At 71.9% G+C, this 20,571-nt stretch carries 23 protein-coding genes and 1 pseudogene; 15 read left to right on the top strand and 9 right to left on the bottom strand.

Translation table 11 applies throughout. From position 1 onward, the window contains the following. The first annotated feature begins 21 nt into the window (after positions 1-21). Positions 22-1,344: an Nramp family divalent metal transporter gene (locus tag FHS37_RS06425; protein WP_184818063.1), complete on the top strand. Its 1,323-nt coding sequence runs from the start codon at positions 22-24 to the stop codon at positions 1,342-1,344. A 37-nt stretch (positions 1,345-1,381) separates the two neighbouring features. Here the strand turns inward: FHS37_RS06425 and FHS37_RS06420 are convergent. The 4 genes and pseudogenes from FHS37_RS06420 to FHS37_RS06405 all read right to left on the bottom strand — a co-directional run. Beyond that, a pseudogene (locus tag FHS37_RS06420) lies at positions 1,382-1,660 on the bottom strand (serine/threonine protein kinase); the annotation flags it as partial. Between the two features lie 308 nt (positions 1,661-1,968). Further along, positions 1,969-3,243 carry a hypothetical protein gene (locus FHS37_RS06415; RefSeq protein WP_184818062.1) on the bottom strand — a complete coding sequence of 425 codons (1,275 nt, stop codon included), beginning with the start codon at positions 3,241-3,243 and terminating at the stop codon, positions 1,969-1,971. Positions 3,244-3,309: 66 nt separating this feature from the next. After that, entirely contained in the window at positions 3,310-3,819 is a 510-nt protein-coding gene (locus tag FHS37_RS06410) for a SigE family RNA polymerase sigma factor (protein WP_184818061.1), read from the bottom strand. A gap of 160 nt (positions 3,820-3,979) precedes the next feature. Further along, entirely contained in the window at positions 3,980-5,689 is a 1,710-nt protein-coding gene (locus tag FHS37_RS06405; RefSeq protein WP_184818060.1) for a chitinase, read from the bottom strand. 427 nt (positions 5,690-6,116) lie between these two features. Between FHS37_RS06405 and FHS37_RS06400 the strand changes: the two genes are divergently transcribed. The 14 genes from FHS37_RS06400 (at position 6,117) to FHS37_RS06335 (ending at position 17,857) form a co-directional block, all read left to right on the top strand. Continuing rightward, the gene (locus FHS37_RS06400) at positions 6,117-7,007 is read left to right on the top strand and encodes a hypothetical protein (RefSeq protein ID WP_184818059.1); all 891 of its coding nucleotides are present in this window, start codon (positions 6,117-6,119) and stop codon (positions 7,005-7,007) included. A gap of 166 nt (positions 7,008-7,173) precedes the next feature. Beyond that, a complete protein-coding gene (gene cpaB, locus FHS37_RS06395) occupies positions 7,174-7,881 on the top strand; it encodes a Flp pilus assembly protein CpaB (RefSeq protein WP_184818058.1) in 708 nt (235 codons plus the stop codon). A 9-nt stretch (positions 7,882-7,890) separates the two neighbouring features. Next, positions 7,891-9,144: a CpaE/TadZ family protein gene (locus FHS37_RS06390; RefSeq protein WP_184818057.1), complete on the top strand. Its 1,254-nt coding sequence runs from the start codon at positions 7,891-7,893 to the stop codon at positions 9,142-9,144. Beyond that, a complete protein-coding gene (locus tag FHS37_RS06385; RefSeq protein WP_184818056.1) occupies positions 9,141-9,533 on the top strand; it encodes a pilus assembly protein in 393 nt (130 codons plus the stop codon). The genes FHS37_RS06390 and FHS37_RS06385 overlap by 4 nt, the downstream gene beginning before the upstream one ends. Position 9,534: 1 nt before the next feature. Further along, on the top strand, positions 9,535-9,900 hold the full coding sequence (locus FHS37_RS06380) for a TadE/TadG family type IV pilus assembly protein (protein WP_184818055.1): 366 nt from the start codon (positions 9,535-9,537) through the stop codon (positions 9,898-9,900). A 48-nt stretch (positions 9,901-9,948) separates the two neighbouring features. After that, on the top strand, positions 9,949-11,286 hold the full coding sequence (locus tag FHS37_RS06375; protein WP_184818054.1) for a TadA family conjugal transfer-associated ATPase: 1,338 nt from the start codon (positions 9,949-9,951) through the stop codon (positions 11,284-11,286). 11 nt (positions 11,287-11,297) lie between these two features. Next, positions 11,298-12,242 carry a type II secretion system F family protein gene (locus tag FHS37_RS06370; RefSeq protein WP_184818053.1) on the top strand — a complete coding sequence of 315 codons (945 nt, stop codon included), beginning with the start codon at positions 11,298-11,300 and terminating at the stop codon, positions 12,240-12,242. 22 nt (positions 12,243-12,264) lie between these two features. Then, positions 12,265-13,152 carry a DUF5936 domain-containing protein gene (locus FHS37_RS06365; RefSeq protein WP_184818052.1) on the top strand — a complete coding sequence of 296 codons (888 nt, stop codon included), beginning with the start codon at positions 12,265-12,267 and terminating at the stop codon, positions 13,150-13,152. A 17-nt stretch (positions 13,153-13,169) separates the two neighbouring features. After that, positions 13,170-14,714, top strand: coding sequence for a sensor histidine kinase (locus FHS37_RS06360; RefSeq protein WP_184818051.1), 1,545 nt, complete (start codon positions 13,170-13,172; stop codon positions 14,712-14,714). Positions 14,715-14,758: 44 nt separating this feature from the next. After that, positions 14,759-15,634 carry a response regulator transcription factor gene (locus tag FHS37_RS06355; protein ID WP_184818050.1) on the top strand — a complete coding sequence of 292 codons (876 nt, stop codon included), beginning with the start codon at positions 14,759-14,761 and terminating at the stop codon, positions 15,632-15,634. A gap of 160 nt (positions 15,635-15,794) precedes the next feature. Next, positions 15,795-15,992 (top strand): Flp family type IVb pilin, encoded by a 198-nt coding sequence (locus FHS37_RS06350; RefSeq protein WP_184818049.1) that lies wholly within the window; start codon positions 15,795-15,797, stop codon positions 15,990-15,992. Continuing rightward, entirely contained in the window at positions 15,989-16,591 is a 603-nt protein-coding gene (locus FHS37_RS06345) for a pilus assembly protein TadG-related protein (RefSeq protein WP_184818777.1), read from the top strand. Before FHS37_RS06350 ends, FHS37_RS06345 begins: the two co-directional genes overlap by 4 nt. A 34-nt stretch (positions 16,592-16,625) precedes the next feature. After that, positions 16,626-17,207 (top strand): hypothetical protein, encoded by a 582-nt coding sequence (locus FHS37_RS06340; RefSeq protein WP_184818048.1) that lies wholly within the window; start codon positions 16,626-16,628, stop codon positions 17,205-17,207. Between the two features lie 8 nt (positions 17,208-17,215). After that, on the top strand, positions 17,216-17,857 hold the full coding sequence (locus tag FHS37_RS06335; protein ID WP_184818047.1) for an OmpA family protein: 642 nt from the start codon (positions 17,216-17,218) through the stop codon (positions 17,855-17,857). A 286-nt stretch (positions 17,858-18,143) separates the two neighbouring features. Here the strand turns inward: FHS37_RS06335 and FHS37_RS06330 are convergent, their stop codons facing one another. The 5 genes from FHS37_RS06330 to FHS37_RS06310 all read right to left on the bottom strand — a co-directional run bounded on the left by FHS37_RS06330 (position 18,144) and on the right by FHS37_RS06310 (position 20,517). After that, the gene (locus tag FHS37_RS06330; RefSeq protein ID WP_184818046.1) at positions 18,144-18,707 is read right to left on the bottom strand and encodes a cysteine hydrolase family protein; all 564 of its coding nucleotides are present in this window, start codon (positions 18,705-18,707) and stop codon (positions 18,144-18,146) included. 122 nt (positions 18,708-18,829) lie between these two features. Then, the gene (locus FHS37_RS06325; RefSeq protein WP_184818045.1) at positions 18,830-19,384 is read right to left on the bottom strand and encodes a GNAT family N-acetyltransferase; all 555 of its coding nucleotides are present in this window, start codon (positions 19,382-19,384) and stop codon (positions 18,830-18,832) included. 41 nt (positions 19,385-19,425) lie between these two features. Further along, positions 19,426-19,857, bottom strand: coding sequence for a hypothetical protein (locus FHS37_RS06320; protein WP_184818044.1), 432 nt, complete (start codon positions 19,855-19,857; stop codon positions 19,426-19,428). Beyond that, the gene (locus tag FHS37_RS06315; protein WP_184818043.1) at positions 19,854-20,243 is read right to left on the bottom strand and encodes a DUF192 domain-containing protein; all 390 of its coding nucleotides are present in this window, start codon (positions 20,241-20,243) and stop codon (positions 19,854-19,856) included. The genes FHS37_RS06320 and FHS37_RS06315 overlap by 4 nt, the downstream gene beginning before the upstream one ends. Positions 20,244-20,328: 85 nt before the next feature. Continuing rightward, entirely contained in the window at positions 20,329-20,517 is a 189-nt protein-coding gene (locus FHS37_RS06310) for a hypothetical protein (RefSeq protein WP_184818042.1), read from the bottom strand. Positions 20,518-20,571 lie beyond the last annotated feature (54 nt).

Raw genomic sequence — 20,571 nt, 5'->3', positions numbered from 1 at the left:
CCCGTCCGCTTTCTTGACCCCATGGCGGACACCACGGGAAACACCCAGGACACCGGAGCAGCGCACGAGCCCGGCCCCCGGCCGCGCAAGTCCAGTTGGAAGTACATCGGCCCCGGCATCGTCGTCGCCGCGACCGGCGTCGGCGCCGGCGACCTCGTCGCCACGCTCATCGCGGGCAGCAACTTCGGCTACACCCTCCTGTGGGCCGCCGTCATCGGCTGCCTGGTCAAGATCTCCCTCGCCGAGGCGGCCGGCCGCTGGCACCTGTCCACCGGCCGCACCCTGTTCGACGGCTGGGCCAGCCTCGGCCGCTGGACCACCTGGTTCTTCGCGGTCTACGTGGTGATCTGGGGCTTCTCCTACGGCGCGGCTGCCATGTCGTCCAGCGCGCTGCCGCTCCAGGCCCTCTTCCCGGACGTGATGGACCTCGAGTGGTGGGGCGTGGCCTGCGGCGTGGTCGGCCTGGTCTTCGTCTGGTTCAACAAGTACGCCGTCTTCGAGAAGGTCATGACGGTGCTGGTCGGCGTCATGTTCGTGGTGACGGTCTACCTGGCGATCGTGGTCACCCCGAACCTGGGCGACGCCTTCGCCGGTCTCCTCCCGGTCCTGCCCGACGAGGAGGACTCCGTCCTCAACACCCTCGGCCTGATCGGCGGCGTCGGCGGCACGATCACGCTGGCCGCGTACGGCTACTGGGTCAACGCCAAGGGGTGGACGGACGCCGGCTGGATGAAGGTCATGCGGCTGGACAACCGGGTCGCGTACATCACGACCGGCGTCTTCGTCGTCGCCATGCTCATCGTCGGCGCGGAGCTGCTGCACGCGGCGGACATCGCCCTCTCCGGCGGCGGCAAGGGCCTGGTGCAGCTCGGTGACATCCTGGCGGACGAGTACGGCACGGCCACGGCGAAGTTCTTCCTCATCGGCTTCTTCGCCACGTCCTTCACCTCGCTCATCGGCGTCTGGCACGGCGTCAGCCTGATGTTCGCCGACTTCGTGGCCCGGCTGCGGGACCGCACGGGGACGAAGGGCGAGGAGATCGCCTCGGGCCGGCGCGAACGCTCCTGGCCCTTCCGCGCCTACCTGCTGTGGCTGACCTTCCCGCCCGTCGTCCTGCTCTTCCAGGGCGAGCCCTTCCGCCTGGTCATCGTCTACGGCGTCCTGGGCGCGGCCTTCATGCCCTTCCTCGCCCTCACCCTGATCTGGCTCCTCAACTCCTCCCGCACACCGAGCGAATGGCGCAGCGGGCCGCTGAGCAACGCGATGCTCGCGATCGCCGGCCTGCTGTTCCTGGTGCTCGGCGTGAAGGAGATCTGGGACCAGCCGTGGGCGGACTTCCTCTGACACCCGCTCAGTCCGTGCGGCGGCAGGCCGCCGGGCGCTCGGCGACCACCGCGTGCAGCGAGGGCCCCGGCCCGTACCCGGTGGCGTCCCGCGGCGCGGCCGCGTCGGTGTCCGCGTCCGGCACGGGCGCGGCCCACGCGCCGCGCGGACGCGGCCTCCTGCGCGAACCGCCTGCGCAACCCGGGCTCCGACGCCGGCTCGGAGCGGACGAGTTCCACGGCGACGGTGCGGCCACCGGCCGAGCGGGCCAGATGGACCCCGCCCTGCCGCCCGCACCGAGACGGGCGAGGAGCCGGCAGGAGCCGGTGGTGACGGGGCGTCGGGTCCCGGCTCATCCACGGGCCGATCCCCGCGCAGTCGTCGCGCGAGAAGGCCGCCGGTGCCGTATCGGTGACTTCCGCATCCCGCTCGTGACCAGCGGGCCCCGGCCGGGGCGCCGGGCCCGGGCCGGTGTCCGTCCCACCGCCGTCCGGGAACGCGGCGAACGCCCGGCCCGCGTGGCCGAGCCACGACCGGGCGCTGGTCCCGTTCTTCCGGTCGGCGGCTCGCGACGGACACGCCGCGCTGGCCCGGATCAGCCGAGGGGCCGCGCCCCTCGCTCACGGCAGCGCCGCTCGGGACGGCCTACCGCATCGTGTCCCACTCCGGGCTGAGCGCGATCCCCCTCAGCTCCTCCATGGTCAGCGCGGGGGTGTCGCGGGTCGGTTCGGCGTGCGCGGCACCGTTGTTGAAGGCGCTGATCACGACGCGGAAGCCGTCGTCACCGGGGCGCAGGGTGTCGACGGTCCACATCACGACCCCCGCGACACGGTCGTCACCGTTCCCCTTCCGGGTGGCGACGCGCGTGCCGTCGGGGAGGGTCTCGCCGGAGCCGTAGAGCTGGTCGGCGACATCGGCCATGCCGTGCTGGACGTTGATCTGGACCAGGCTCCTGCCCTCGCCGTCGTCGACGACGACGTAGGCGTAATCCCCCTCCTGACCGCCCTTCCCGACCACCTCCACGTCCTCGGGCAGCAGCCCGGCGAGCGTCTCGCCGACCGACTCGCCCGACGCCCGCGGCGGGGCGCTCGGCGTCGCGGACGGCATGGGGGGCTCCGGCACCGCGTCCACGACCGCGCGCCACACCCCGGCCGTGACGACCTCCTTCAACTGCTCCGGGGACAGCGGCGGCTCCGGGCGGCTGACGGCGGCGTCCTTCTCCGCCGGGGCGTTCCACTCGCTCAGGGAGACGTGCCGGCCCTCGGGCGTGACCAGCTCCGCGGCCCACCACCTGGTGTCCACCCGCCGGTCCGGGTACTCGTACCCCTGGAAGAGCATGAGCACCGAGCCGTCCGGCAGCCGGCTGGTCGTGCAGCTGTCGTGCGGGACGAACACCTCGTCCGGGCACCGCGTCACCTGCCGGGCCTCCTGGCTGCCCGGTTCGACCCGGCCCAGGCTCAGCCCGATGGCCGCGGCGCCCTTCCCGTCGTCGTACACGAGACGGGCGGACGGGGGCAGCTCGTCCTCCGTCCCCCGCGCCTCCTCCTGGCTGAACTCGCCCTCGGGGAGCAGCTCCTTGAGCGCGCGGAGGATCTCGTCCCCCGTGTACTCCCGGGCCGCGGGGCCGGGCGACGCGGAGGCCGCCGGGGCCGCGGAGTGCGCCGCGGCCGGGAGCCGGGAGCCGGGGGCGTCGCCGGGGGCCACGAACAGCGCCCCGCCCACGCCCACCGCCGCGATGCCGGCCACGCCCCCGAGCACGGCGGCCCGGCGCCGCAGCCTCAGCCGCCGGCCACGGGCCCGGCCGGCGTCGGCCAGTGCGGTCCGGTCGGTGTCGAAGCCGCCGCCGGTCGCGCGCAGGGCGGCGGCGAGCCGCCCCTCGAAGGCGTCGTCGTACTGCTCTCCGTGCTGGTCTTCGGGCATGGCGAACCACCGCTTCCGCGAATCTGGGACGTTGTGGGGTGAAGGCCGGGGGCGGGACCTCCGCCGTCAGGGTCTGGCGTACTCCGCGAGGTCCCCGCCCAGCAGCTCCCGCAGCCTGCCGAGGGCCCGGACACTCCGGGTCCGCACGGCCGCCGAGCTGACGTCGAGCACGTCGGCGGTCTGCTCGACCGAGCGGTCCTCCCAGTACCGCAGGACGACGACGGCCCGGTCCTTGGCGGGCAGCCGGGCCAGCGCGGCCAGCAGGGTCAGCCGCAGGGGCGCGTCGCCGTCGGCGGCACCGGGCAGGTCGGGGAACGCGTCCGTCGTCCGTTCACCGCTGCTGCGGCGCCGCTGGTGGGCGAGGAAGGTGCGGGTGAGGACGGTCTGCGCGTAAGCGGCGGGGTTCTGGGCCCGGGACACCCGCCCCCAGCGCACGTACAGCCGCCCCAGGGTCTCCTGCACGAGGTCCTCGGCCAGGTGGGTGTCGCCGGCGGTGAGCAGGCAGGCGGACCGGTAGAGATGCCCGGCCCGCGCCGTCGCGAACTCGGCGTACTCGTCCGCCCGGCCCTGTCTCATGGATGTGCCCCCGTGCTCGTCCCGCCCTGCCTTCACCTCATTGATGCGGTGGGCCCGGGGAAATGTTTCACACGAGACGCCCCCGCCCCCGTCCCCGCCACGTGACGCGGCGGGGACGGGGGCGGGGGAGGGAAGGGGCCGGGTCCGGCCGGGGTTCCGGTTACGGCAGTGCGTGGACGTGCGGGCCGACCGCGTTGGACCAGGCGTTGCCCGCCGTCGCGTCCCAGTTGGTGGACCAGGTCATCGCGCCGCGCAGGCTCGGGTAGGTCTTCGACGGCTTGAAGGTGCCGCAGTTGGTGCCCCGGGTCAGGCAGTCCAGGGCGTTGTTCACCACGGTCGGGGAGACGTAGCCGCTGCCCGCGCCGCGGGTCGAGGCCGGCAGGCCCAGGCCGACCTGGGACGGGTCGAGGCCGCCCTCGAGCTGGATGCAGGCCAGGGCGGTCAGGAAGTCCACCGAGCCCTGGCTGTAGACCTTGCCGTCGCAGCCCAGCATCGAACCGCTGTTGTAGTACTGCATGTTGACGACCGTGAGGATGTCCTTCACGTTCAGCGCCGTCCTGAAGTACGAGTTGGACGTCGACTGCATGTCGATGGTCTGCGGGGCCATGGTCAGGATCATCGACGGGCCCGCCTTCGCGGACAGCGCCCGCAGCGCCTGCGTCATGTAGGTCGCGTTGAGGCCGTTCTCCAGGTCGATGTCGACGCCGTCGAAGCCGTACTCCTGCATCAGGGCGTACACCGAGTTCGCGAAGGCCGTCGCCGAGGCGGCGTCGTTCACCGCCACGGTGCCCTTCTCGCCGCCGACCGAGATGATGACCTTCTTCCCGGCCGCCTGCTTGGCCCGGACGTCGGCCTTGAACCGGTCGACGGTGTAGCCGTTCAGCCCGGCGGTGTCCAGGTTGAAGGTGACCGCCCCGGGCGTGCTCGTGGCGTCCGCGAAGGCGACCGCGATGATGTCGTACTGGGCGGGCACGTCGGAGATCCTCTGCACCGTCGCGCCGTTGTCGAAGTTCTGCCAGTAGCCGGTCACGGCGTGCCTGGGCAGGTCACCGCTCCCGCCGCCGTCGTCCTTCTGCTTCGTGCGGGCCGTCACCGCCGCCGACTTCGGCGACTCGCCCGCCGCGTTGGTCGCGGCGACCTGGAAGGAGTACGAGGTGTCGGCCGCGAGGCCGGTCACCGTCGCCGAGGTGCCCGACACGGCCGTCACCTTCGTGCCGTCGCGGTAGACGGTGTACCCCGTCGCCCCCGGCACCGCGTTCCAGGCCAGTGACACCGACGAGGACGTCGTGCCGGAGACGCCGAGACCACCCGGCGTGCCCGGGACCTCGGGCTCCTCCTCGCCGCCGCCCCCGTCGGGGCCGAACACCGACAGGTCGTCCGCGTAGTAGGCCGCCTGGCCGTACCAGCCGTGGGTGTAGACCGTCACGGAGGTCGTGTTCGCGCCGGTGGTGAAGCTCGTGGAGAGCTGCTTCCAGCCGGCGGAGTCCGGGGTCCAGGTGGAGACGTCCGTCGTTCCGGTGCCGGTCACGCCCAGGTAGGCGTAGCCGCCCTGCACCCAGGTGCTCAGCCGGTACGTGGAGTCGGGCTTCACCGCGACGGTCTGGCTGCAGCGGGCGTTGTCCTGCCCGGACGGCGTCGCCTTGAGCGCGGCCGTGCCGCCGTGCACGGGGGAGGAGACGGTCGTCCCGCTGTTCGCCGAGCAGGTCCAGTTGCTCAGGCCCGCCTCGAAGCCGGCGTTCTTGGCGTTGTTGACGTCCGCCGCGGACGCCTGGCCGGCGCCGACGCCGGCGAGGGTGAGGGAGAGGGCGGAGACGAGGGCTCCGGCCCAGACGCGTCTGCCGCGTCGGGGCGTGCCGGGTGCGCGGTCCACTGGGGCCTCCGGTGGGGGAGAAGGGGAGGAAAGAGGGGAGAGGGAGGGGAAGGGGAGGGGGGGAAGGGAGAGTGGAGCGACGGTGGCCACCGCTGGAGGTACAAGGTGGTCCAGACCAATCACCTTGTCAATAGGTCCGGACCGACAACGGCCGTCGACTCCGGCCCCTGGGCGCCCCCTTGTCCGGCGGCGTCGCGCCGCGGACCCGGCGTCGAGCCGGTGTGCGGACCCCCGCGCCTCCGGGTCGGGGAGGAGGCCGGCGAGATGCTCGGCCTGTCCCGTTATGGCGCATCTTGTGCCCCAGGAGTTCCTGTTCAGCTGTCCAAACGCTGTTCTCCGGTCACAGAGCCGTGGATACAGTGCTGAGGTAGTCACGCAGTGAAGTCACCTGGGTGCACCGGAGTAACGCCCGGTGGGCCGACGGGGCATGGGGAGAACGGGGAGCTGCACTGTGCCAACCGCCATTGCCGTGACCAGCGCCGACATGGCGCTGCCGCCGCAGGACGAACGAACCCTGCCCGCCGTGGTGCTGCGGGACGTCGAGACCCGTCCGCTCGAGCAGGCGCTGGCCGACCTCCAGACGCTGATCGAGCACCACGGGCACGTCATCGTGGTCTGCTCACAGGCCACCCCCACCGCCGTCCAGCGGCGACTGCACACCCTGCGCTCCTTGCTGGAGAGCGACCGGATCGCGCTCTTCCGCCCCGACCTCCCGCCGCTCGGACTCGCCGTCCTGGCCCGCCAGCTGCGGCAGCTGGCCTCCTGCGACCTCACCCCCGGCGTCCTCGCCTCGGCCGGCCGCCTGCTGATCCACTACATCCACTCCGGGGCGCTGCTGGGCTCCGTCGCCCGCCTCGACCGCGTGCCGGTGAACCTCAAGCAGCACGCCAAGTCCTGGATGCCCGGCAGCCAGTTCGCCGTCCTCGCCCACCCGCAGCCGCAGCTCGTCCGCCTCGGTCCCGAAGCCGCGCTCGACGGACCGGAGTTCGGCACCTGGATGCTGGTCGCCAAGGGGCAGCTCCAGTCCGACTGGGTCACCGGCACCCTGGCACCGTCCTGGAAGGTCCAGGGGCTGCGCGAGACACCGCTTCCGGCCGAGTCCCCGGGCTGGTGGGGGACCGGCAGGCTGATCGAGTTCTGCACCTACCTGCCCGACCTGTCCGTCCTCTACCAGCTGGTCACGTCCGTGCGGCGCACCACCTGCCACTGGTGCGGCATCGACGTCATCGGCGACCGGTGCGTGTTCTGTTCGGCCACGCCGCCCGGCCTGGAGGGCCCGCACCGGTCACGGCCCGAGAACCGCACGGCCGTCGGGTGAGTCCTGAACCACGGGACGCCCCGGAGGACTTCCGCCGTCCCGGCTCGCCCGCACCGCCCCGCGCGGCCCACCCGGTCCGCCGGGTCCGTCCGGCCCACCGCTCACCGCACCCGGCCCCGCCCGCCCGATTCCGCTCGACCGATCCTTCGATGAGGTTGCACGGTTCATGAACTCCCGTCAGCGCCGCGGCGTGATACTCCTGCTCCTGTCGGTCCTGTGCGCCCTCGGCGCGTTCGCCGGCGTGCTGTCCGTCATCAGTGACGTGAGATCCAAGGTGGGCCCCGAGGTCACCGCGTACCGGCTGAAGACGGACGTGGCGCCCTACACCGCCCTCAGCACGGGCCAGTTCGAGAAGACCAAGATGCCCGAGCGGTGGCTGTCGGAGAACGCGGTCACCGATCTGGACGAGATCCGGGGCAAGATCGCCGTGACCACCCTGCGCGAGGGCTCCCTGCTGCAGAGCGACATGATCGTGGACCAGCCCGCCCTGCAGCCGGGGCAGCAGGAGGTCGCCATCATGATCGACGCGGCGACCGGCGTCGCCGGCAAGATCACGCCGGGTTCGACGGTCAACGTCTACGCCACCTTCGAGGGAGAGCGTGAGGACGACCCCGCTCAGTCCAAGATCATTGTGACGAACGCCAAGGTCCTGGACGTGGGCCGGCTCACCGCCCTCCAGCCCGACGAGAACGACCGCGGCCGGCAGCCCACCGACGCCGTCCCGATCACCTTCGCGCTGTCCACCATCGACGCCCAGCGCATCACCTACGCCGAGTCGTTCGCCCAGCGGGTCCGCCTCGCGCTGGTGGCACCCGGAAGCGACACCACCGTCCCCGACTCGCAGCGGACGTACGAACTCGCGAAGGACAAGTGAGAGGCCCGCATGCCCACGAGGATCCTCCCGGCAGTCGGCGACGCGGACGCGGTCCGGTCCCTCACCACACTGCTCAGCCAGCTCCCCGACGCCGAGCCGGTGACCCCGGTGGTCGACTCCACCCAGCTCGTCGACACCCTCGCGCGCCTGGCCGCCGAGTCCGTCGACGAGCTGCCCGAGGTCGTGGTCGTGCACGAGCGGATCGGCCCCGTCCCCGCCCTGGAGCTGATCCGCGAGGTCGCCCTGCGCTTCCCGGCCGTCGGCGTCATCCTCGTCACCTCCGACGCGAGCCCCGGCCTCTTCCAGGCCGCCATGGACTACGGCGCCCGCGGCCTGGTCGCCCTGCCGCTGAGCTACGAGGAACTCGCCAGCCGCGTCCAGGCCGTCGCCCAGTGGTCGGTCGGCGTACGCCGCCACCTCGGCGCGGGGGGTGACGTCTTCACCGGAGTCGGCGGCACGGTCGTCACGGTCAGCGGCGCCAAGGGCGGCGTGGGCGCCACCCTGACGGCCGTCCAGCTCGCCCTCGCCGCCCAGGCGTCCGGCCGCGCCACCGCCCTCGTCGACCTGGACCTCCAGACCGGCGACGTCGCCTCCTACCTGGACGTGCAGTTCCGCCGGTCCGTCGTCGACCTCGCCGCGATCAACGACATCTCCCCGCGCGTCCTGGCCGACGCGGTCTTCCGGCACGACACCGGCGTCGCGCTGCTGCTCGCCCCCGCCGAGGGCGAACGCGGCGAGGACGTCACCGACCGGGCCGCCCGCCAGATCGTCAGCGCCCTGCGCTCCCGCTACGAGGTCGTCGTCATCGACTGCGGCGCCCAGCTCGCCGGGGCCGGCGCGGCGGCGGTCGAGATGGCCGACACGGCGCTGCTGGTCACCACCCCGGACGTGATCGCCGTACGGGGCGCCAAGCGGACGGTGCGGATGTGGGACCGGCTGCAGATCCGCAAGGCCGAGGAGACCACGGTGGTCGTCAACCGCCACACCCGGGCCACGGAGATCCAGCCCCCGCTCATCCGGAAGATCACCGGCACGGCGGTGGCGGCCACCACGATCCCCGCCCACTTCAAGGAACTGCAGGGCGTCGTGGACGCCGGCCGCGTCCACGAACTGGAGGGCAGGAGCACGGTCAAGCAGGCCCTGTGGGGCCTGGCCGGCGAACTCGGCCTGGTCAAGGCCGCCGAGGGCGCCCACAAGGCGGGACGGGGGCGCGGCGACCGGGGATCGGTGAGCTTCCGGCGGCGCAGGGACGGAGGGGGATGAGCGTGAAGGCGTTACGGCGGCCCCGCGACCGGGGCCAGGTCACCATCGAGTTCCTCGGCATGACCCCGACGATCCTCGTGACGCTGGTGGTGCTGTGGCAGCTCGTACTGGTGGGGTACACGTTCATCCTCGCGGGGAATGCTGCGGACGAGGCCGTACGGGCGGGCACGGCCGCGCCGCCGGGCGCACGCCAGGGCGCCTGCCAGGAGGCCGGGCTGGACAAGCTGCCGGAAGCGTGGGCGGGGGGAGCGACCGTGGACTGCACGACCGCGGGCGGCTTCGTCACCGCCGACGTGAAGCTGAGCGTCCCCGTCCTCTTCCCGGGCACCGCCTCCTTCCCCTTCGACGTGGAGGGGCACGCCGGCGCGGTCGAGGAGGAGACGGACTGACATGCCGTACACACCGTGCCCACGCGGACACCGCGACCGGGGCCAGGCAGCCCTCGAGTACCTGGGCTTCATCCCGATCCTGATCATCGTCGCCATGGCGGCCGTCCAGCTCGGCCTGATCGCCTACACCGCCCAGCAGGCCGGCACCGCGGCCCGCGCGGGGGCGCGCAGCGCCTCGCTGGACCAGGGCGCCGGACCGGCCTGCGCCGCCGCCGTCAGCGACTGGCTGGCCGACGGGACCGACTGCGGCGCCGCGGAGGGCGGCGACGAGGTCACCGTCACCGCCACGGTCGACATCCCCTCGATCGTGCCGGGCTGGGACTTCGGCCCCGCCCACAAGACCGCCACGATGCCGATCGACCACTGACCGAGGACGAGAGCCGACGAGGACCGAGGAACGAGGAGCGAGCGACCCATGAGCCTGCGGGCACGCATCAACTCCCCCGAGGAGACGGCCGGCCGGGGAGAGGACGGCCACCTGGTCGCCTCCTACCGCGCCAAGCTCCTGGAGGAGATCGACCTCGCGGAGATGAGTTCGCTGGCGGCGGCCGAGCGCCGGGCCAGGCTGGAACGCGTCCTCGGCCACATCATCAGCCGCGAGGGCCCGGTCCTGTCGACCGTCGAGCGCTCCCAGCTGATCCGCCGGGTCGTCGACGAGGCCCTGGGCCTCGGCATCCTGGAGCCGCTGCTGGAGGACGCGTCGATCACCGAGATCATGGTGAACGGCCCCGACGCGATCTTCGTGGAGCGCGGCGGCCGGGTCGAGCAACTGCCGTTGCGCTTCGCCTCCCACGACCAGCTGATGCAGACGATCGAGCGCATCGTCTCCACCGTCAACCGCCGCGTCGACGAGTCCAACCCGATGGTCGACGCCCGCCTCCCCTCCGGCGAACGCGTCAACGTCATCATCCCGCCGCTGTCCCTGACCGGCGCCACCCTCACCATCCGCCGCTTCCCCCGCTCCTTCACCCTCCACGAACTCATCGGCCTCGGCTCGCTCGACGAGCACATGCTCTACCTGCTGGCCGGCCTGGTGCAGGCGCGCTTCAACGTCATCGTCTCGGGCGCGACGGGCACCGGGAAGACCACCCTCCTCAACGCCCTCTCCGGCCTGATCCCCGAGGGCGAACGCATCATCACCATCGAGGACTCCGCCGAACTCCAGCTCCAGCAGCCGCACGTCATCCGCCTGGAGTCCCGCCCGCCGAACGTCGAGGGCAAGGGCCGGGTCACCATCCGCGACCTGGTGCGCAACTCCCTGCGCATGCGCCCCGACCGCATCGTCGTCGGTGAGGTCCGCGGCGGCGAGTCCCTCGACATGCTCCAGGCGATGTCCACCGGCCACGACGGCTCCCTCGCCACCGTCCACGCCAACAGCGCCGAGGACGCGCTGATGCGCCTGCAGACCCTCGCCTCCATGTCCGACGTCGAGATCCCCTTCGTGGCCCTGCACGACCAGATCAACAGCGCCGTCGACGTCATCGTCCAGCTCACCCGCTTCGCCGACGGCGTCCGCCGCATCACCGAGATCGCCCTGCTGGAGAGCCACGGCGGCGAACCGTACCGGCTGGCCACGGTCGCCCGCTTCCGCGCGCAGCCGATGGCCGCCGACGGCCGCGTCTACGGCGCCTTCGAGTACCACCCGCTCCCGCGCCGCACCGCCGACCGCCTCTACATGGCGAGCCAGCCCGTCCCCCAGGCCTTCGGCATCGCCCAGTCCGCCGACCAGCTCGCCACCCGAGAAGCCAGGTAGGAACCGCCCCCATGGACCTGCAGAACCTGATCACGCTGACCACCGGCATCGCCCTGCTGGCCTGTGTCCTCGCGGTCGTCGGCGTGCACTCCTACGCCACCGGCAAGGCACAGCGGCAGGCGCTGGTGGACCGCCTGTCGGCCACCGGCCGGATCCCGCTCGCCGGCCGCCGGCGCCACTTCCCCGCCCTGGACCGCCGCCTGCGCCGCACCAGGCTCGGCCGGAAGCTGGAGCTGCGCCTGCTGGCCACCGGCCTGGACGTCACCCCCGGCGAGTTCTTCGCCGCCATGCTCGCCGCGGTCACCGGCCTCTGGCTCATCGGCCAGGCGACCCTCGCCCCCTTCTTCGGCCCGATCGCCGGGCTCCTCGGCGTCTGGGCGGCGGTCCAGTTCCTCAACTGGCAACGCCAGAAGCGCATCGAGAAGTTCATCAACCAACTCCCCGAACTGGCCCGCATCCTGGCCAACGCCACCCAGGCCGGACTGGCCCTGCGCACCGCCATCGGCATGGCGGCGGAGGAGCTGGAGGCCCCGGCCGGCGAGGAACTGGCCAAGGTCGCCAACCAGCTGGCGGTGGGCGCGTCGATGGACGACGCCCTCGGCGAACTCGCCGACCGCCTCCCCTCCCGGGAGCTGGTCGTCCTGGTCACCACCCTGGTGCTGTCCAACCGGGCGGGCGGCCAGGTGGTGAGCGCGCTCAGGAACCTGACCGAGACGCTGGAGGAGCGGAAGGAGACGAGGCGCGAGGTCCGCACCCAGCTCTCCCAGGTCAGCATGACGTCGTACGCCGTCCCCGTCCTCGGCGTCGGCTCCCTGTTCCTGATGAACGGCGTGAAGGACGGCGCCCTGGAGCGCATGACCGGCTCCCCGGCCGGCCAGGCCGCGGTGATCATCGCGTTCGGCCTCTACGCCGTCGGCTTCGTCCTCATCCGCCGCCTGTCCCGCATCGACGTCTGAGCGGCGAGGAGGACCGACCGACATGGGACTTCTGCTCGCCCTCCTGATGGGTCTCGGCGTCTACGGCGCCTTCGCCGGCATCCGCATGTACCGGGCCGAGGCCAAACTCCCCGGCGACCTCGTCCTCGCCCTGGAGGTCGGCTCCACCCGCACCGGCGCGGTCGACTCCCTCATCGACCGGATGGGCATGCGCTACGCCCCCGCCGTCCTGCGCGTCATGGGCCCCAAACAGGTCGCCAGGTACCGCCGCAGGATCGACCTGGCGGGCAACCCCGGCGGCCTCACCATCGACCGCTACGCCGCCCGCCGCGCGGTCTACGGCGCCCTCGGCGGCGTCGGCTTCCTGGTCTTCCTCCTGCGCGGCCAGCTCTTCGTGGCGCTGCTGCTGCTCGCCTTCGGCGCGTTCTGGACGGAGGTCGGCATCTGGTCGGCGATCCGCGTCCGCAAGGACGTGATCGAGCGGACGCTGCCGGACTTCCTGGACGTGCTGGCGGTCGTGGTGAGCGCGGGCCTCGGATTCCGCCAGGCCCTGGACCGCGTGGCGTCCAGGTACGAGGGCCCCTGGGCGGACGAGCTGCGCATCACCCTCCGCCAGATGGACCTGGGCATGAGCCGCCGCCAGGCCTTCGCGGAGCTCAGACGGAGGAACGACTCGGAGCAGGTCGCCATGTTCGTCACGGCGCTGCAGCAGGGCGAGGAACTGGGCGCGCCGATCGTCGACACGCTGGTGTCCCTGGCGAAGGACATGCGCCGCACGGACGCCCAGAACGCCCGCCGCAAGGCCGCCCGCGCGGTCCCCAAGGCCACCATGATGATCACCACGTTCATGGTCCCGGCCACGATGATCCTCCTCGGCGCCGGCCTGATCCTCGGCTCCGGCACCGACTTCGGCTCGATCACGGGCGAGTAGGACGGGGGCAGGGTGCCATGACGACGACAGGGGAACGCACGGGGCTGCTCCGCCGGCACCCCGGGCCCCCCGAGATCACCACCCCACCGGCGGGCACGGTCCTCCCCGCCCACGCCCGGACGGGCGCGGCGGACATCCCGGTGACGACGGCGACACCGGCGCTGCCGCCGGGCTGGGAGGCGGCGAACGGAGAGAAAGCCGCCGACGGCGCTCGGGTCCCGCAGGGGCCACCCGCGCCCGACGACGAAACCCCCACGGGTGGTGCGAGGGGGAGCGAGAACCCGGCCGGAGGCCGGGTACACCCCCCACAACCCGCGCCGGACGTGCAGATCCAAGTCAACGCATTGCAGGCCCTGTGCCGGCAGGCATTCGGCTTCCGCCTGGCGATGATCGCGCTCGCCGCCCCCGCCGCCCTCCTCAACGCGGGCCCCGGCTGGGGCACCCGCCTGGTCGGCAGCGCGGTGGTGGTCACCTTCATGGCGTCCTACGTCCTCTTCCGGGACTGGGAACGCTTCGGCCCCCTCCTCCTGCGCCACCCCACGCTCCTCGCCGTGGACACCCTCTTCGGCGCCCTGCTCCTCGTCTCCGCGGGCCCGGACACCACCCTCGCCTACGTCAGCGTCTGCACCCCCCTCCTGGCGGGCCTGGTCTACGGCTGGCGGGGCGCGGCCGTCTTCGCGTCCCTCCAGGGCCTGATCCTCCTGCTGGTCTACGCGACCGTGGAGGACCCGCACGCGGGCCTGGCGGAGACGCTGCTCCTGCCCGGCCTCTGCGTGGTCGCGGGCGCGGTCGGCTCCAGCCTGCGCAACCTCATGCTCCGCTTCGGGGCGGCGACCCAGGCCCTGACGACGGTCCGGGCCCGCCTGGCCGTCACGGAGGCGGTCGGCGCGGAACGCGCCCGGCTGGCCCGGGAGATGCACGACTCGGTGGCGAAGACCCTGCACGGAGTCGCCCTGGCGGCCGACGGCCTGGCGGCCACGGCGAGCGCGGAGCGCGTGGACCCGGCCCTGGTGCGGCAGCAGGCGGAGCTCGTCGCCCGCTCGGCCCGCCGCGCGGCGGCGGAGTCCCGCGAACTCCTCACCGACCTGCGCCGCGAGTCGGACCCGGACCAGGGCACGGACGTCCTGGTCGAACTGGCCGCCCGCACACGCGACTTCGGCGCCCGCACCGGCCTGCCGACGACGTACCGCCCGACGGGCGGCGACACGGTCCCCCCGGTCCCGCCGGCGGTGGCCCGCCAGCTCCTCACCATCGCCTCGGAGGCCATGGAGAACGCCCACCGCCACGCCGGGCCGACCCGGGTCGACGTCCGGGCGGGCGTCCACGGCGGCCTGCTCCGCATCAGCGTCCACGACGACGGCCGCGGCCTCCCGCCCGGCACGGACCTCGAACAACTCCGCCGGGCCGGTCACTTCGGCCTGCTCGGCATGGTCGAACGGGCGGCCTCCGTCGGCGCCCGCATCCGCATAGGCCGCGGCTCGCACGCCCGGGGCACGGAGGTCCGGCTGGAGCTCCCCCTGGCGGCCGTGGCGCCGTCCGGCCCCCCGGAGGCCACCCCGTGAACACGCCGTACGCGTCCCCCCGTCCCCGGAGAGGAGGCAGCCCCATGCAGAGCCCCACGCAGCCGCCGCCGAACCCCTTCCAGAACGTCCCCCCGCCCGCCGCGCTCCGGGTGGTCGTGGCCGACGACAACCCGGTGGTCCGCGCCGGCCTGACCGCCCTGCTCTCCGGCCGCGCGGACATCACGGTCGTGGCGGAGGCCGCCGACGGCAAGGAGGCCTACGAGGCGGCCCACGCCCACCGCCCCGACGTCGTCCTCCTCGACGTCCGCATGCCGGGCGTGGACGGCATCTCGGCGCTGCCCCACCTGGTGCGGATCGCACCGGTCGTGATGCTGACGTACAGCAGGGAGTCGGAGATCGTCCAGGAGGCGCTGCGCAGGGGGGCGGGCGGCTACCTGGTCCACGGCGAGTTCACGGCGGACCAGTTGGTCACGGCGGTACGGGACATCAGGGAGGGCAGGGCCCACTTCACACCGACGGCGGCGGGTGCGTTGCTGACGCAACTCCGCCAAGCGCCGGGGACGGGTCAGGCGCTGCCGGAGGGGTTGGGGAGCGCGGACACAATTCGCGGCAACCCAACGGGAGTAGGTCTCCCGCACATCCCCTCTCCGCCTACTTCCGCGGAAAACCTTTCGCAACTGCAACCGGATGTGGCACAGTCGTCGTCTGGGTGGACGAGCGGCCGCCCGACCGCTCCCGACAGGTCGAGGTTCCGACTGAGCACGAGAGAGGCGGAGATCATGGACCTCATCGCGTCCGGCATGAACAACCAGCAGATCGCCGCCACGTGCTTCATCAGCGAGAAGACGGTCAAGAACCACATCAACCGCATCTTCGCCAAGCTCCACAGCACCAGCCGCTCCGAGGCCGCCGCGAAGTGGCTCGGCACGGCACCGGGCTCCGGCCGGGAAGTGGGGTGACCGGCGGTGACGGCAGGGGGGAAGAGGAACTGGGCCCGTGATTGGGCCCGGGATTGGGCCCTGGGGCCCTCCGGCGGGCGGGGCGTCCGCCCCTACGTTGCTCGTGTCGAGAGCGGCACCGCGAAGGAAGCCGCCACCGCGTCAGCCGGAGGGGAACACCATGAGCAACTGGATCCACACGACGGTCGCGTACCTCCAGTCCCGCGCCGCGCGCAACGACAAGGGCCAGACCGCGGTGGAGTACCTGGGCATCATCGCGGTGGTCGTGGCGATCGTGCTGGCGATCACGGGGACGGACATCGGGCAGTCGATCTACGACGCGATCACGCAGCAGATCGCCGAAGTAACCGGTGGCTGACGCGCTCCCGTAAGTACGGCGACGCAGGGCAGGCCTTCCCCATCTACATCACGGTGGTGGGGGGCCTGCTCTTCCTCGCGTTCGCGTACTTTGCGGTCGGTCAGGCCGCGGCGAACCGGAACGACGCGCAGACCGCCGCTGACGCGGCCGCGCTCGCGGCAGCCCAGGACCGGCGGGACCAACTCGCGGGTGCGTGGGTGCAGGCCCTCCTCGATCCGACCGAGTGGCAGGACATCTTCGACGGCAAGGCGAAAGGGCTCGGCCTGTCCTGCTGGCGGGCGGACCAGCTCGCGGCACAGAACGATGCCGATGTGCTGAGCTGCCTTCCGGACGGCTTGCTGGGTTACACGGTCGTGGTCGAAACGAACGACACCGTGGGGGACTCCATCGTGCCCGGCACGGAGGACGAGAAGTCGCAGGAGACCGCCACAGCCGTGATCGAGCCTCGCTGCACGTTCGAACTTCCGACGGGGGACGAAGGGGGAGACGAGCTTCCTCCGCTCACCTGTGAGGGAAGGGAGTGGGACTTGGACCCGAAGGGCCCTGAAGAACTGCTTCCGAAACCCGAGGACCTCTTCGATGTCCACCTGGCCGACTGACAAGCGAACGACGAGTGACTAAGGAAGCAGAGGCATGAGCATTCGGTTCACAACGAAGGCCCGTAGGGGGATGGTCGCGTTGACCGTTGCGGCCGGACTGGCCCTCGGCGTGGCCGGCTGCGGTGGAGGCGGTGACGACGATAAGAAGCCGGAGACCTCGGCTTCGGCTTCCAAGGACAGTGGGTCTAACCCGAGTGCACAGGAGGGACAGGCGGACGAGCCCCTTGCCGAGCTGAGGGGCTCGGGCGGGTTGCTTCTTCAGATCACTTCCGCACAGCGTGACGCCGGTGGGTTCGTCACCGTTAACGGCACCCTGAAGAACGACGGAGCCAAGAGCATTGTGGTCCCGGCAGCTCTGAGTGGTAACGAGACCGAGATCGTGCGAAACGGCCGCTCGCTCGGTGGTGCCACGTTGGTCGACTCAAAGGGCAAAAAGCGGTACTACGTGCTTCGTGACACGGATGGTCGTCCATTGACCACCACTGGCTTCTCGACGATTAAGGCCGGGGAAAGCTTGTCCGTCTTCATGCAGTTCCCTGCCCCACCTGCGGACGCCACGGAAGTCACCTTCCAACTGCCGACATTCGCCAGCGGCACCATCCAGATCTCTGGGTGAGGTCGGTCATGACACGTACCCACAAGCGTCCGGTGCTGCCGCGATTCGCCTTCGTTGCCGTCACCGTTCTCGTCACCACGAACCTCTACGGCACCACGGTCGCTGCAGCCGACGACGGCCCCAGCGTCCCCCCAGGCACCGAAGCCACCGCCTCAGCCCCCGTCGAACTCGACCCCAACGACCCGGACCTGAAGCTCCCGGACGGTGCGACCCTCGCGGAACCGAAGGTCCTGGACATCAAGACCGTCGTCGAGGACCAGAGCGGCGACGAGCGCCGCGAGGACACCAACTCCAAGGTGACGTTCGCGCTCCAGGCCGAGGTGCTGTTCGGCAAGGACAGCGCCAAGCTCAGCGCACAGGCAAAGTCCCGGATCGCCACGATCGCGGAGGAGATCAAGACCCAGAACGCGACGAGGATCCGCGTCTTCGGCTTCACCGACAACCTCGGCTCCTCCGCGCACGGCGACGTCCTGTCCCGGCGGCGCGCGAACGCCGTGCACGGCGTCCTGGAGCAGGAGCTGAACGACTCCGACATCACCTACGAGGTGCGCGGCTACGGCGAGCAGTACCCGATCGCCGACAACTCCACGGAGGCCGGCCGCAAGAAGAACCGCCGGGTCGAGATCTCCTTCCCCCGCACGGAGAGCTAGCCAGTCACAGCAGGTGGTCGGCCTTGCCCGCCTTGATCTCCAGGATCACGGCGCGCAGGGCCTCCCTGCTGTCGGTGACCAGAAGTCACTGGCGGTGCTGCGCAGGAAGTCCCGCGATCCGGCCGACGGGAACGACGCGGTCTCCATCCGGTCCAGATGTGCTCGGTACTTGTCCCACTGCGACTGCCCGTGAAGGAACTCGGGCCCGTGAGCCGAGTCGGGCTCCGCCGCCCGGGAGGAGCCGGCCGAGGCCGCCCGGCCCGTCCCGGGCCCGGGCGGCTTCGCCCTATTGCGGTGCGATGGCCTTGAGCCAGTCCTCGACGGTGACGACATCTGCCCACTGAGGGAACAGCTTCTCGGTGAGGACCCGGTGCACCTCGGGGTCGGTGTCGAGGCAGGCGTCCGCCAGGACGGTGAGGCCGAAGTCCAGGTCGATGGCGTGCCACAGGGTGGACAGCACCACAGCGCTGGTGGCGATGCCGGTGAGAACGAGGCTGTCGACGTCGCGAGCCCTGAGCACCAGGTCGAGGTCGCTGCCCGAGAAGGCGCTCCCTCGTCTCTTGGTGACCACGACGTCGCCCTGCTGGGGCGCGACGTCGTCATGGATCTCGGTGCCGGGCCGACCCTCGGTGAACAGGCCGGCCCGCAGGATGTTCGTCATCACCTTGTTGCGGGGGCTGACTTCCGGATCACCCGGCCGTAACCCGAGCACCACGTAGATCACGGGGATGCCGGCAGCCCGGGCTCCGTCGATCGCCCTGCGCAGGCGCGGCAGGTATCCGGAACCGTCGTCGGCGATGGCCACGACGTCCCGTTGGACGTCCATCACCAGAAGCGCGCTGTTCGCCATGCTCGCCGTCCCTTCTCCGTGACGAAACAAGAGCAGGACCGTCCTCGTCGGTGTCGCGCCGCAGTGCGCCCGTGACCGGTGTCAGCCCTCCGGACGAGCGGTGCCGCCCGTCAGTTACGGAGTCACTGGTCCTTGTCGGTCCCGGTCCGCAGGCGCCACCTCACTCGGACACCCGTCTCGCCGGGGGCTTCCGGTCCGTCCGGCACCCGCACGCGCTCGACCTCGGTGAAGCCCAGGCGGCGGGCGACCGCACCACTCGCGGAATTGGCCTCGTCGTGGTGGATCTCGATGTGATCGACGCCCGGCAGGTCCCGTCCCGCCCGTACGAGGGCAGCCGCGGCCATGGTGGCCAGCCCCTTCCCCGTCCACGCGTGGTGGAGCCAGTACCCGATGTCCAGGCCGCCGGGTCCGATCCGGCGATGCAGTCCGCAACTGCCGACCACCACCCCACCCGAGGTGATCGCGTAGTTGTACTCCTGCCCCGAGTCCCACTGCTCCTCGGAGTGGGCCAGGAAACCTTCCCCCTGCTTCCGGTCGTGGGTGGCCGCGAAGGGCATCCACGGCAGCAGGTGGTCACGCGACTCGGTGATCACCCGGTGCAGGGCCTCGATGTCGTCGGCACGCCATCGGCGCAGTTCGACCTGGTCGAAGCGGAGTACGTCAGCAGGCTGTCCCATGACCGGGATGCTGCCCCGGCCTCACCGGATCGACAACGCAATTAACGGCACCGGACCCACGGCCGCCGGGTGCGGGACACCTCCGCCTCCTCCGGCTCAGGACGCCGCCCGGCCCGTCCGCCACGCGTCCTGGAACGAGCGACGACCGCCACCGTGCCCGAGACGAAGCAGCCCGCGGCGGTGACCGCCAGGCAGACGAGCGCGGGGTTGATCCAGGCCGGGACGAGGTCGTACGAGGCGTTGCACCTGTTGTGCAGGGGGAACACGCGGAGAGGCTCGTCCGGGTGCTCACCTCTGTAGTCCGGGTCGAATTCCTGGCCGTGGAGGAGGCGGCAGGTCTCCGCCACGTCCAGGCCGCCGGACCACGCCCCCCAGAACCAGACGACGAACAGCGTGACGCACGACATGGCCGACGACAGGAACCAGAAGGCCGGCGACCGCCGCAGTGCGCCCCGGACTCCTCCCCCGCTCAACCCGTCGCCCCCTGCCCCGCCGCCGTGATCTCCACGCGCGTCCCCACCGTCACTCCCCACCGCTCCATGGCCCCGGCCTCGGCCTCGACCACGTGCCGCGCCCGCAGCCGCGGCAGCCCCAGCCGTCCCGGCGGCATGGTGCGTACGGCGACGACGGTGAGACGGCGATCGAGGTAGGCGACGTCGATCGGCATGCGCATGCGGAAGGTGTGCACGCTGTTGGCGGGGGACAGCAGCAGCGCCCCGTCGAGGGAGTCCCGCCCGAGCAATCCCTTGGTGCGGGCACGGTAGGAGGCCGCGATCTCCAGGGGAACGCGCACGGGCGGCCCTCCGGGCTCCCTCCCCGGCACCCTCAACTCCCCACGCCCGTCCCGCCAGCGCGCCATCACCGACCCCCTCCGCCACCGAACGACCGACCGGCCGGACGACCGGCCCACCGAACCGAACGTATCGTCGGCGGGCCGCCCGGTGTCAGCCGTCGCGGAGTCGCGCGGCCGGCGCGGTCAGGGTCCGGGCGGTCCCGGCCGGGCTCTGGACGGCCACCTCCAGGTCCGTGGCCAGGCGGGACCCGGAGAACCGGACCCGACGGCGTGCGACCTCGGCGTTGGACAGCCGGATCGGGTCGACGGAGAAGTCCACGTAAGTGGCCTCGAGGCCCATGACTGCTTCAGCTCCTGACGGCAGGTCAACAGCGATGGCTGCCCATGTGGCGGC

The sequence above is a fragment of the Streptomyces griseomycini genome, from assembly GCF_014203535.1.
Classification (GTDB): Bacteria; Actinomycetota; Actinomycetes; order Streptomycetales; family Streptomycetaceae; genus Streptomyces; species Streptomyces griseomycini.
The sequence above is the reverse complement of the archived record's forward strand: the minus strand, read 5'-3'. Positions and strand labels throughout refer to the sequence as shown.